The sequence below is a fragment of the Paraburkholderia nodosa DSM 21604 genome, assembly GCF_000519185.1.
GTDB classification, from domain to species: domain Bacteria; phylum Pseudomonadota; class Gammaproteobacteria; order Burkholderiales; family Burkholderiaceae; genus Paraburkholderia; species Paraburkholderia nodosa.
Genome location: NZ_JAFA01000085.1, coordinates 1 through 11,374, shown reverse-complemented (window position 1 = coordinate 11,374; position 11,374 = coordinate 1). Strand labels below are relative to the sequence as shown.

Annotated in this window: 8 protein-coding genes and 3 pseudogenes; 10 read left to right on the top strand and 1 reads right to left on the bottom strand. The window is 60.4% G+C overall.

Going from position 1 to position 11,374, the window contains the following annotated elements:
* From A3CW_RS49745 to A3CW_RS0143435, 7 genes are all read left to right on the top strand, one after another.
* A partial coding sequence (locus tag A3CW_RS49745) for a bifunctional heptose 7-phosphate kinase/heptose 1-phosphate adenyltransferase (protein WP_161782985.1) occupies window positions 1-609 on the top strand: 609 nt, incomplete at its 5' end.
* Between the two features lie 105 nt (window positions 610-714).
* Window positions 715-1,704 carry an ADP-glyceromanno-heptose 6-epimerase gene (gene rfaD / locus A3CW_RS0143460; protein ID WP_028209076.1) on the top strand — a complete coding sequence of 330 codons (990 nt, stop codon included), beginning with the start codon at window positions 715-717 and terminating at the stop codon, window positions 1,702-1,704.
* A gap of 452 nt (window positions 1,705-2,156) precedes the next feature.
* Window positions 2,157-2,528, top strand: a complete 372-nt coding sequence (locus A3CW_RS0143455) for a CidA/LrgA family protein (RefSeq protein WP_028209075.1) — start codon at window positions 2,157-2,159, stop codon at window positions 2,526-2,528.
* On the top strand, window positions 2,525-3,268 hold the full coding sequence (locus A3CW_RS0143450; protein WP_245623895.1) for an LrgB family protein: 744 nt from the start codon (window positions 2,525-2,527) through the stop codon (window positions 3,266-3,268). Before A3CW_RS0143455 ends, A3CW_RS0143450 begins: the two co-directional genes overlap by 4 nt.
* Window positions 3,269-4,013: 745 nt before the next feature.
* Entirely contained in the window at window positions 4,014-4,526 is a 513-nt protein-coding gene (locus A3CW_RS0143445; RefSeq protein ID WP_035515771.1) for a hypothetical protein, read from the top strand.
* Between the two features lie 110 nt (window positions 4,527-4,636).
* Entirely contained in the window at window positions 4,637-5,680 is a 1,044-nt protein-coding gene (locus A3CW_RS54200) for a hypothetical protein (RefSeq protein ID WP_245623894.1), read from the top strand.
* A gap of 29 nt (window positions 5,681-5,709) precedes the next feature.
* The gene (locus A3CW_RS0143435; protein WP_028209072.1) at window positions 5,710-6,813 is read left to right on the top strand and encodes an acyltransferase family protein; all 1,104 of its coding nucleotides are present in this window, start codon (window positions 5,710-5,712) and stop codon (window positions 6,811-6,813) included.
* 346 nt (window positions 6,814-7,159) lie between these two features.
* Here A3CW_RS0143435 and A3CW_RS51975 read toward each other — a convergent pair.
* Window positions 7,160-7,357, bottom strand: a pseudogene (locus A3CW_RS51975) (transposase domain-containing protein); the annotation flags it as partial.
* Between the two features lie 232 nt (window positions 7,358-7,589).
* Here A3CW_RS51975 and A3CW_RS49740 point away from each other — a divergent pair.
* The 3 genes and pseudogenes from A3CW_RS49740 to A3CW_RS51970 form a co-directional block, all read left to right on the top strand.
* Window positions 7,590-8,435, top strand: a complete 846-nt coding sequence (locus A3CW_RS49740; RefSeq protein ID WP_245623893.1) for a tyrosine-type recombinase/integrase — start codon at window positions 7,590-7,592, stop codon at window positions 8,433-8,435.
* An 8-nt stretch (window positions 8,436-8,443) separates the two neighbouring features.
* Window positions 8,444-9,663 (top strand): annotated as a pseudogene (locus A3CW_RS49735) (IS91 family transposase).
* 374 nt (window positions 9,664-10,037) lie between these two features.
* Window positions 10,038-10,238: pseudogene (locus A3CW_RS51970) on the top strand (transposase domain-containing protein); the annotation flags it as partial.
* Window positions 10,239-11,374: the final 1,136 nt, after the last annotated feature.

Genomic DNA, 11,374 nt, shown 5'->3' with positions numbered 1-11,374 from the left:
CGCGTGCTGTCGCGCCAGCAACAGCTGTTGCGCGTGGACTTCGAAAACACGCCCGCGCACGAGATCCTGCTCGCCGGCCTCGCGCGTTTCGACGCGCTGCTGCCCACGCACGACGTGATTCTGCTCTCCGACTACGCCAAGGGCGGCCTCACGCACGTCACGCAGATGATCGCGAAGGCGCGCGCCGCGGGCAAGGCGGTGCTCGTCGATCCCAAGGGCGACGACTGGGAGCGCTATCGCGGCGCGAGCCTCATCACGCCGAACCGCGCGGAGCTGCGCGAAGTGGTGGGCACGTGGAAGTCCGAGGAGGACCTGCACGCGCGCGTGACGAAACTGCGCCGCGAACTGCAGTTCGACGCACTGCTGCTCACGCGCTCGGAAGAGGGTATGACGCTCTTTTCCGATGACGGCACGCTGCACGCGGCGGCCGACGCGCGCGAAGTGTATGATGTGTCGGGCGCCGGCGACACGGTGATCGCGACCGTCGCGGTCATGCTGGGCGCGGGCTTGCCGCTCGTCGAGGGCGTCGCGCTCGCGAATCGCGCGGCCGGCATCGTGGTCGGCAAGCTCGGTACGGCCACCGTCGACTACGACGAACTCTTTCAATAACGTTGCGCACGCGAGCGCGCGGCGCTCGCACCCCGGCCGGAATTTCCGCAGCGTTTTTCCGGCGGGGCATCAACCTCGCGTGAACCTCGTCACCGCAGACCTATCATGACCCTCATCGTCACCGGCGCGGCCGGCTTCATCGGCAGCAACATCGTCAAGGCGCTGAACGAACGCGGCGAAGACCGCATCATCGCCGTCGACAATCTCACCCGCGCGGACAAGTTCAGGAATCTCGTCGATTGCGAGATCGACGACTACATCGACAAGACCGAGTTCGTCGAGCGCTTTGCGCGCGGCGATTTCGGCGAGGTGCGCGCGGTGTTCCACGAAGGCGCCTGTTCGGACACGATGGAAACCGACGGCCGCTACATGATGGACAACAACTTCCGCTATAGCCGCGCCGTGCTCGACGCGTGTCTCGCGCAGCGCGTGCAGTTTCTGTATGCGTCGTCGGCGGCGATTTATGGCGGCTCGACGCGCTTCGTCGAAGAGCGCGACGTGGAAGCGCCGCTCAATGTGTACGGCTATTCGAAGTTCCTGTTCGACCAGGTGATCCGCCGCGTGCTGCCCACNGCGCAAAGCCAGATTGCGGGCTTNCGCTANTTCAACGTGTANGGNNCGCGCGANACGCACAAGGCGCGCATGGCGTCGGTGGCGTTCCACAACTTCAACCAGTTCCGCGCCGAAGGCCGCGTGAAGCTGTTCGGCGAATACAACGGTTATGCGCCGGGCGAGCAGACGCGCGACTTCGTCTCGGTCGAGGACGTGGTGAAGGTGAACCTGTTCTTCTTCGATCATCCGGAGAAGACGGGCATCTTCAATCTGGGCAGCGGCCGCGCCCAGCCGTTCAACGACATCGCCACGACCGTGGTGAACACGCTGCGCGCGATGGAAGGCAAGCCCGCGCTCTCGCTCGCGGAGCAGGTCAAGGAAGGGCTGATCGAGTACATCCCGTTCCCCGACGCGCTGCGCGGCAAGTATCAGTGCTTCACGCAAGCGGACCAGTCGAAGCTGCGCGCGGCGGGCTACGACGCGCCGTTCCTGACGGTGCAGGAAGGGGTGGATCGTTACGTACGTTGGCTATTCGCTGGCTGACAGCCCTCGCTCGTAGATGCCAATGTGAACGCGGGGCAGCACTACTCGCGCGGCGTGTCACCGTGCGCAAAAAAACACTGATCGCGCAAAGGGCGAAGCACGACGAAGCATGTGGCGCGGGCGTTTTTTCGGCACTGTTCGAGCGTGCTGTGCGCAGCGAGCGAGGTCGTTGGTGCGTGAGACCTTGCTCAATGTTCTCGTAGTTTATCTGTACGCGGCGGCGCTCTATTGCCGGCGCGGATTGTTGTGCCGCCGGGCGAAAGCCTGGATCGCCGTGACTGTCACGGAACTCGAATCGGTGCACATGTGCCCTGAGACGCACAAGCAAGGTTGAGGCAGGGCCGGTTGGTGCCGCTGTAACGTCCGCTTGGTTTCGCTAAAACTTCCACCGCAAGGCGCGCATTCGTTGCGCGCGCCGCTTTCCGCCCTGCCTTTCCGCGCCGATCCGAATCATGCTTCGTTCCCTTGCCGCCCTCCTGATCTTCCAGTGTCTCGGCGAGAGCGTGTCCTACGTGTTCTCGCTGCCCGTGCCCGGTCCCGTGATCGGCATGCTGCTCCTGTTCGCCTTCGCGTTGATGCGGCCTGCTGCCGCCGAGGCCATCGAGCCGACCGCGCTCGAATTGCTGCGACATCTCTCGCTGCTCTTCATTCCGGCGGGCGTGGGCATCATGGTGTCCGCGCAGGCCGTGCGCGGCGAGGCGCTCGCCGTGATCGCGAGCCTCGTCGTGAGCACGACGCTCGGCATCGCGGTGACGGCGCTCGTCACGCGCGCACTGCTGCGTCGCCAGCGGCGCAACCAAACGGCCGGGGAGGGCGCATCGTGAACAGCCATCTGCCCATCACGAAGCTCGACGCGATCTGGGTCTATCTCGCCGCCACGCCGCTGCTCGGCTTGACGGTGACGCTCGTCGCCTATCTCATCGCCATCAATATCTACGCGCGCGCAAAGCACAATCCGCTCGCGAACCCGGTGTTGATTGCCGTCGCGCTCGTCGTCGCGGCGCTCAAGATCACAGATACGCCGTATCGCACGTATTTCGAGGGCGCCCAGTTCGTGCACTTCCTGCTCGGCCCCGCCACGGTCGCGCTCGCACTGCCGCTCTATCGTCAGTGGGACAAGCTCAAGCGCGGTGCGCTGCCATTGCTCGGCGGGCTCGTTGCGGGCTCGCTTACGGCGATCGTTTCTGCGGTCGGCGTCGCGAAGCTCTTCGGCGCTTCGCATCAGACCATTGCGTCGCTTGCGCCAAAGTCTGTCACTACCCCGATTGCCATGGCCGTTGCCGACAAGGTCGGCGGTATTCCGTCGCTCACTGCCGTCCTCGTGATATCGACGGGCGTGTTCGGCGCGGTGACCGCTCGCTGGATTCTTAACGTGATTCGCGTGCGTGAGACCGAGGTGCGCGGCTTCGCGATCGGCGTGGCCTCGCATGGCATCGGAACTGCAAGGGCGTTTCAGGTGAGCGAAGAGATGGGCGCGTTTTCGGGGCTCGGCATGGGCTTGAACGGCGTGTTCACAGCGTTCGTCGTGCCAGTTTTGTTGCCGTTACTTCTGCGGTGGTTGTAAATGGCTTCGGGCACTGGTGTGATGCTCCGCGGGGAACTTCTGTAGATTGTCAGTTTGGCTACCTAATTTGCTAAAGCGGACTGGTGCTGCTTTTTTTGAAGCTTGCGACTTAATTTCGGCCCGCAGGCACGTGACACCGTGTCTCAAATCTCCCACACCTTGCTTTTCAAGTAAGCTCCTGTTTTTAAAAGGATGAGCCTACGCAGGAGCGCGTTTTCGTTTAGGCGCCTAAACGGGTAAAGCCGGAATGACGCTGTTTTTGTGCAGCTTTTGACGGAATTCCGGCTGGTAGATGGTGCCGCCGTCGGTTCAAATGGTTCACACCTTGCGTTTTGGGTAAGTTGGTGTTTTTAAATGAAAAAACAGCCGGAAGGAGTGTTTCCGTTTAGGCGCCTAAACACAATCGTTGCGCCGTTTAAGCGAATTTTTTAGAGGTAAAGAGGTGTTTGTCCTCATTGTCTCACTTTGGATGGGTAAGCTGCCCCGAAAACTGACTTTCGAGATGCTACCCTCTACGTGGTACAAAGCAATTAAATCTGTGCCGGCTGCGGAGCCACAAGTCGGCGACGAAAATGTCGATTTGCCTGCAGGTGATCTACGAATTCTCGTACCGTTTGGGTGTCGGCCGATCACCGCGCCTGCAGCGCGTACCATGTCTACCCAAAGCGCAAATGGACCATCGCCGAGTAGGCGGCTAACATTTCCTCGCTCACCGCCGCGTCGGTTATCTCGAAGAGGACCTTCGGTGCCGTTGTCGATCGGCCTCCCGGGTAACCTGATCGACCGCGCGAGATGGGGTATCGACTGGCACGCCGATCTGAATTACCTGGGATCCGTATTGGCATCGTGCCAGTGCACGATCAGCGATGCTGATTACAATCCGGCCGCGAAGGAAGTCAAGGCCGGCGCGATCACCGAGTCGTACCATGGCACTGGACATGCGATGGGCATCTCACTGATGCTCGAGCCGTACTTCAAGTACGAAGGGTGGAAGTTCGGCGCGGCGGCCGGCGTGCTCGGTTATCGCAAGGCGTGGGACGAGAACGTATCCGGCTGGTCTGGCAATTTTGGCGATCCGCAACCGGTTCCAGTGCACGTCAAATCCGCGCACGGGATCAGCTTCGCGCCTGCTGTCGGCGTGGACGTCTCGTATCAAAGATTCACGCTCTCATACCGCTACGACTTCACCAGCCGCAACGAGGGGAACACGCCGCCCCTGTGGGATGACGTGCAGACGATGATAGTGACGTATCGTTGAGGGAAATCCTTACACGATGGCAGCATGAGGTAAGATGTTGCCCCGATGAGGGTGACGGGAGTCGTTATGCGTTTGCAATAAGCGACTTAAAACATTTCCGAGATTGAACTATGCCACTCGTTCAGATCACGCCGTTCCGCCAATTCGCACGAGCCTATTCCGCGCTGCTTGGAATCCAGGAGTCCTTGCGCGGCCTACACGATGCATCGCAGACTGTTGCGAGCGCCTCCTCCACCAATGAACATCTAGAAGCGGAAGTCGCCAATTTGCGGGCGAAGCTGGCCGAACTGGAAGGATCGATCAACGAACGCATAGGTAAGGCTATTCGAGATCATCTGCTTCTCCCTCTGGCATCCAAATCGGCAGACCGCCCATTCATGCCGTTCTCGACCTGCAGCGTCAGCGATTTCCTACATCCGCGCTACGACGAACTCTGCCGCCTCATCAATCATCCTCGTCAATTTCATCGCAAGCTATGGGAATGGGTCTTTATCCTTCACCACCTTGAACAGGCCGGAGCTTTAAAGGAAGGCAGTCGTGGTCTCGGATTCGGTGTCGGACTGGAGCGCCTACCCTCCGTATTTGCGGCGCGCGGCGTGACGGTGGTCGCGACCGATGCGCCTCCGGAGATCGGCGCGTCGTGGAATGGCTCCGGCGAGCACAGTGATACGCTGGCCCAACTGCGCTATCCTGATTTGGTTGCGGAAGACGTATTCGCCTCGAAGGTGTCGCACCGGTATGAGGACATGACCACGATCAGTGCCGACCTGACGGGCTTCGACTTCACATGGTCGGCATGCTGTTTCGAGCATCTTGGGTCGCTCGATGCTGGAATGGAGTTCGTCTTCAACAGTCTCGGGACGCTGAGGCCCGGTGGAATCGCAGTCCATACCACCGAGTTCAACCTGTCATCCAACGACAGAACGATTGATAGCGGCCCCACCGTTTTGTATCGCCGCCAGGACATGGAAATGCTGGTGGAACGCCTGACGAAAGATGGCCATCAGGTCAATCCGTTTATCATCGCCCCGGATTCACATTATCTGGACGGCTATGTCGATTTACCTCCCTATTCGCACGAGCCTAGCTTGAAGATCAAGCTTGAGGAGTTCGTCACGACCTCTGTTGGGATCGTCGTCCGCAGGCGTCAATAGGATGTCTATCCCTCCCTACGCCAAACACGATGAATGACAAAGAACGGTTGCACGAACTCGACAGCCTGAGAGCCTTGGCGGCGATCGGCGTGATTGGCTGGCATTACACTGGACACTTTCGTGCCTCACCATTGCCACAGCTGATGGCGCCCTTCTATCACCACGGCTTGTTGCTCGTTGACTTTTTCTTCGTCTTGTCCGGGTTCGTGCTGTCACGCACATATTGGACCGCTGAGCGATCTGGTCTATTTGCACAAAACTTCCGAGATCGGATCGCCCGGCTTTACCCGTTGCACTTCACGATGCTTCTGGTCGTTGCCGCACTGCAATGGTATTTGGCGCATCAACTAGCAAGCGTACCGTTCATTTATACGTTCAATGACAAGCGGGACTTTGTGTTGCATCTATTCCTGCTGAATAGAACTGGCCTTGAGCGCGGCTTCTCCTTTAACGCACCGGCCTGGTCGATTTCGACTGAATTCATCATCAACACGATATTCCTACTCGCTATCGTGTTTTCGCGCCGCGTGGCTACGATCATCCTGTCGATCATCTTCGCGATCGGGCTTGCTGTGGTATTGCGCAATGGACTTATCAGCAACGCAACCATGGCCGGCATCGACAACGATATTTTCCGAACGATCGTAGGCTTCTTCGTGGGCGTTGCGCTGCATCGTTGTCATGCGAAATTCATTGCTCCGCACGGCTTGAGGGAGGGTTTTTCGACACTCCTTTCGATTGTCGGTATGAGCGCGTTTCTGTATTACTGCACTAATGGCGCTAACTATCAACGGTTGGACTTGGTGGTCGCTGTCCTTTGCTTCCCGGCGATAATCATAGGTGCAATACATGGGAGCGCGGCAAAACGCGTTCTGAATTTTCCGATACTCACTTACTTAGGCACGATCTCGTATTCTATCTATCTCGTGCACTATCCATTGCAACTTGCGATTCATGTTGTGAGTGTCGCGACGGGAATCATAATACCGTATGGCAACCCACTATTTCTAGTGGGATTCTTGCTGCTCGTGATAGCTACGGCGTCCCTTACCTATGCCGTTATCGAGATTCCGGGAAAGCGGTTTCTCAAACACAAGCTCGGCGGAAGCCGCAGCTCCGCGCAAGTGGTTTAAGAATTTGGCGCCGATCGCGACCCAGCTCGCGAGAATGAAGCGCAGCGCGTCGAGAGCGTAGTAGCGCGACTGGTTCGGTAGATCGCCGGACATGGCATCTCCTGACTCAAAGCATCCGTGAGAATCGGATTGCGCCCGCGTCACCAGAAGGGTAAGCGCACGGTCATCCCATCTTGAGTTGCGCTTAGGGTCTTGGGAGCATCGTATCCACTTAAATAGGTGGACACGTGAACACTATCGAAGAAGAAGCGCCACTTGGCCGTCGTCGACGCCGGCGCTATAGCGTCGAGTTCAAGGCTCAGGGTAAGCACCCGGCAAACACACCGGGGGCACGAATTTGTGTCGATCAGGCTGTGATAGGTGACCAGAGATGAGGAAGCAGCTGCGCGAGATTGTCGGCGCGCTGGGTCGGCAAGCGAGTCAGGACGTCTTTCAGATAGCAATACGGGTCATGACCGTTGAGCTGCGCCGATCGGATCAGGCTCATGACGGCGGCACCACGCTGGCCCGCACGAAGAGATCCGGCGAACAACCGGTTCGCCCTTTTATGCTGATCTCAGCATAAAAGGGCTTGTACTAAACCGCTGAAGCGGTAGGGGGAGGTGGGCACAGGTCTATGGCTGACGCTTCATGAGGAGGGTTGTCTGGCGCTGGGCCCCAGCGAGGTGGTCAGCGGTGTCGCCAGGAGCAGTATGTGGACGCCCGGTTGGGCATTCCACCTACTGTTTCTAGGAGGTTCGTCACGACTCCGCTGCGCCAACGCATGCATGCACGACATGCAGATCCGCAACCTTGCAGACAACACCCAGAAGACCTATCTGCTGCAAGTCTCCAGTTTCGCCCGGCACTTCCGGCGCTCACCCGAGGTGCTCGGCCCCGAAGAGATCCGTGCCTGGATCATCCACCTGACCAACGAACGCAAGCTCGCGTCGGCCAGTGTCCAACTTGCCGTCGGCGCGCTGCGCTTCCTGTACCGCATCACGCTTAGGCGGGACTGGAGTGACGAGGATTTCCCGTTGCCCAAACGGCCCTTGAAGCTGCCCGTCATCCTGAGCTTCGAGGAAGTGACGCGTTTCTTCGAGTCCATTCCCAGCCTGAAGCAGCGCACCGTCCTGATGACGGCCTACGCGGCCGGCCTGCGGGTATCGGAAGTCGTTCACCTGAAGGTCACCGATATCGACAGCCAGCGGATGATGATCCGTGTCCGCCAGGGTAAAGGCCGTAAGGACCGCTATGTAATGCGCTCGCCGCGTCTGCTCGAGATCCTGAGGCTGTACTGGCAGGACGCACACCCGCGGGAGTGGCTATTTCCCGGCAACATTCCCGGGCAGCCCATCAGCCGCCAGGCCGTGGGCGAGGCATGCGCGCTTGCGCGCCAGCGCAGCGGCATCACCAAACCCGTGACACCCCATTCTTTGCGGCACGCATTCGCCACGCATCTGCTGGAAACCGGCGCCGATGTACGCCGGATCCAGCTGCTGATGGGACATCGCAGCATGGCGACCACGGCACGGTATCTCAAGCTGGCGACGAGCACTGTATGTGCCACCACCAGTCCCTTCGACCTGCTGCCGCACCCCGCACCCATCCCGCCTGAGTCCACACCGCCCGCATACTTCTGAAGCCGGCGATGCGACCGGCGCTCGAGGTGGCGGACATCTTCCGCCGCTGCGGCGAACGGTACCGGCAGACCCATGCCGATGCCTTCAGTCGTGCCCAGCGGCGCGCGATGAGCGCCATCGAGCTGTGCCGCACCGCCGCGCTCGGCGGACATGTCGAGCAGTGCGATGCGTGCGGCCATCAGCGCATTGCCTACGACTCATGCCGGCATCGCTGCTGTCCGAAGTGCCAGTCGCTCGCCCGCGCGCAATGGCTCGAACGCCGGCGCGCCGAGCTCCTCCCCTCGATCGAATACTTCCACGTCGTCTTCACACTCCCCGAGCCCATCGCCGCGCTCGCGTACCAGAACAAGAAGGCCCTCTACGATCTGCTGTTTCGCACCAGCGCCGAGACGCTGCGCACGATCGCCGCCGATCCGAAACACCTGGGCGCAGAGATCTGCTTCATCACGTCCTGCACACGTGGGGGCAGAATCTGCTGCACCATCCGCACGTGCACTGCGTGGTGCCAGGCGGCGGCATCGCCCCGGACGGCGAACGCTGGCTCGCCTGCCGGCCCGGCTTCTTCCTGCCGGTGCGGGTGCTTTCGCGCCTGTTTCGCCGGCTCTTTCTCGAGCAGCTGCGCCGCGCGTTCGACCCCGGCGTGCTGCGCTTCCATGGCCAGCTCGAGCCGTTGCGTGACCTGCGAGCGTTCGCCGCCTGGCTCGCGCCCGCCGCCCAGGCGGAGTGGGTCGTCTATGCGAAACCACCATTTGGCGGCGCGACCCAGGTACTCGATTACCTGGGCCGCTACACCGATCGCGTTGCAATCTCGAATAACCGGTTGCTGCGCTTTGATGGCGATTCGGTGTTGTTCCAGTGGAAGGACTACCGTCACGAAGCCCGCCACAGCACCATGACCCTGACGACCGACGAGTTCATGCGCCGCTTCCTGCTGCACGTGCTGCCCGCCGGCTTCAAGCGCATCCGCAGCTACGGGTGGCTTGCCAACTGTCACCGGGCGGAGCGACTGGCCACCTGCCTGCGGCTGCTCGGCGTCGAGCCGGCCGCCGCTGCGTCACCCATCATCGCGGAAGACTACCGCGACCGTTACCAGCGGCTCACCGGCAGGTCACTGCGCGATTGCCCCGTGTGCGGCAAGGGCCACATGGTCCGCATCGAAGGCGCGCTGCCTGGCGACACGCCTGGCGTCCTCGCGCGGGCTCCACCTGGCCCCAGCCATGTACGGTGAATCGCATCAGCCCCCCGCGCACGTTGGTCTTCCCCCATGCGGCCAACGCGAACCGACTCGCGCTTCAGCGTCGTCGCACCGTCACAATGCCGCAAACTCCGCACTCCTTACCCATTCAAGTCCGCATTTCCGCTGGCTTCGCGCCACGGTCCCGCTCAACCGCCCGGTTCTGGCGCGCGCCACCCGTGCGCCGGGCATCACAAATCACCGCGCCGTTCATTCAATGCCCATAAACGCCAGCGCCTGCGGAGCGGTTTAGCACAAACATTTTTTTGATTACCGATCGCGGACCGGCCCCGACCGGCCTGTTCACGCGTCCGTAGCCGCGATCGCCAACCAAAAAAATCTCTGCTTTATGCTGATCTCAGCATAATCGACGCAACTGGCTGTTCGCCGGGTCACTGCGGGCCGGCCAGCGCGCGGCCGCTGTCATGAGTCTCATCCGGTCAGCGCAACTCAACGGCCACGAGCCTCATGCGTACCTCAAGGACGTTCTGACGCGCCTGCCGACACATCGGAACAGCGACATCGCATCGCTACTGCCCCACCGCTGGAAACCGCTCACGACGACCTAACCTGGTCCGTCAAGATGGGACAGCTGGCCGCTTACCGATCAGGGAATGTCTGAATGGTATCAATAAGATCTCCGGAGTTTTTGGCGACATGAGAGCTGAGCACGATCCAAACCTCGAAAGGCCTTGACGAGCCGCTCCAGAGGTCTCATGTTGGGTGCAGATGTTTGTCCGCGGTAAGACCCCGTCAGCTCCGCTGCAAGCTGCATGACGATCGGTAGCCTGTAACGTTTGGTGCGCGCGATCAGATAGTCGATCTGTTCCGACGTCTCCCCTGAGTGCCAATCGCCATCAATGTCTCGGGCGATGCACTGTTGGGCAGCAGTCGTAAGAGCCCGTTCTGGGTGTGGTTGGTGGACGATGCGGAGTTCCATCTGCCTGTAAGTCATCTGGAATTCTCGCCAAGAGCCGAGGCGCGAGCGTGGCCCCCTCGGGAACCACGATTCACAATATGCGAAACCGTTGGTCATCCACGAGGCCAGTCGGCATCATTCGCCGACCATGAATTGTCTCTGTGCCCCTCGCCGCTGGCGCAGGACAGTGTGCTCCTGTTCGAAGTCGTCGCAACTCGACATAGGCCGAACTTTGATTTCTCTTTTGGCACGACGCGTGCCATCCGGCGGTATGCCTGTTTAGGCGCCTAAACGCCTAAACCCGGAATGATGCAGTTTTTGTGGAGCTTTCGGCTTTGCTCCGTCGATAGAAGGCGAAAAGCAATCGGCTCTCTTGCCAGCTGTACCGCTTTCAACCTTTCAACAAATCTGGAGAACGGTCGCGTCCCCGTTGTAGTAGGTACAGCGTCGCTCTATCTGCTATCTACCCTGACTGCGACCGGTCGTACGGATATCTGGGCGGCGACAATTATGTTGGCCGGTCGTTGACGATTGTTTTGGCCGGTGGTGAGGAGTCGCAGGCGGCGTAGCCGCCGGAGACGACGAGCCACCGGCAGCGCTGCGTCGGCGGGGCTTTAGGATGGGCTGATCGAAGCTTAAAGAAGAAGCGGTCAGCTCATGTCTGGAACCCGCATCACCGACCAACAGGTTCGTCTCTACATGAACAAGCGCAAACACCATCCGCAGGAAGTCGCGGCCGCCAAGACTGGCATCAGCGTGCGTACGGCACGCCGCATCGAGCGCGAT

Excerpts from the sequence above, each read along its gene's own strand:
- A3CW_RS0143455 (WP_028209075.1), top strand. The coding sequence starts at position 2,157 with ATGCTTCGTTCCCTTGCCGCCCTCCTGATCTTCCAGTGTCTCGGCGAG.
- A3CW_RS54200 (WP_245623894.1), top strand. The coding sequence starts at position 4,637 with ATGCCACTCGTTCAGATCACGCCGTTCCGCCAATTCGCACGAGCCTAT.
- A3CW_RS0143435 (WP_028209072.1), top strand. The coding sequence starts at position 5,710 with ATGAATGACAAAGAACGGTTGCACGAACTCGACAGCCTGAGAGCCTTG.
- A3CW_RS49740 (WP_245623893.1), top strand. The coding sequence starts at position 7,590 with ATGCAGATCCGCAACCTTGCAGACAACACCCAGAAGACCTATCTGCTG.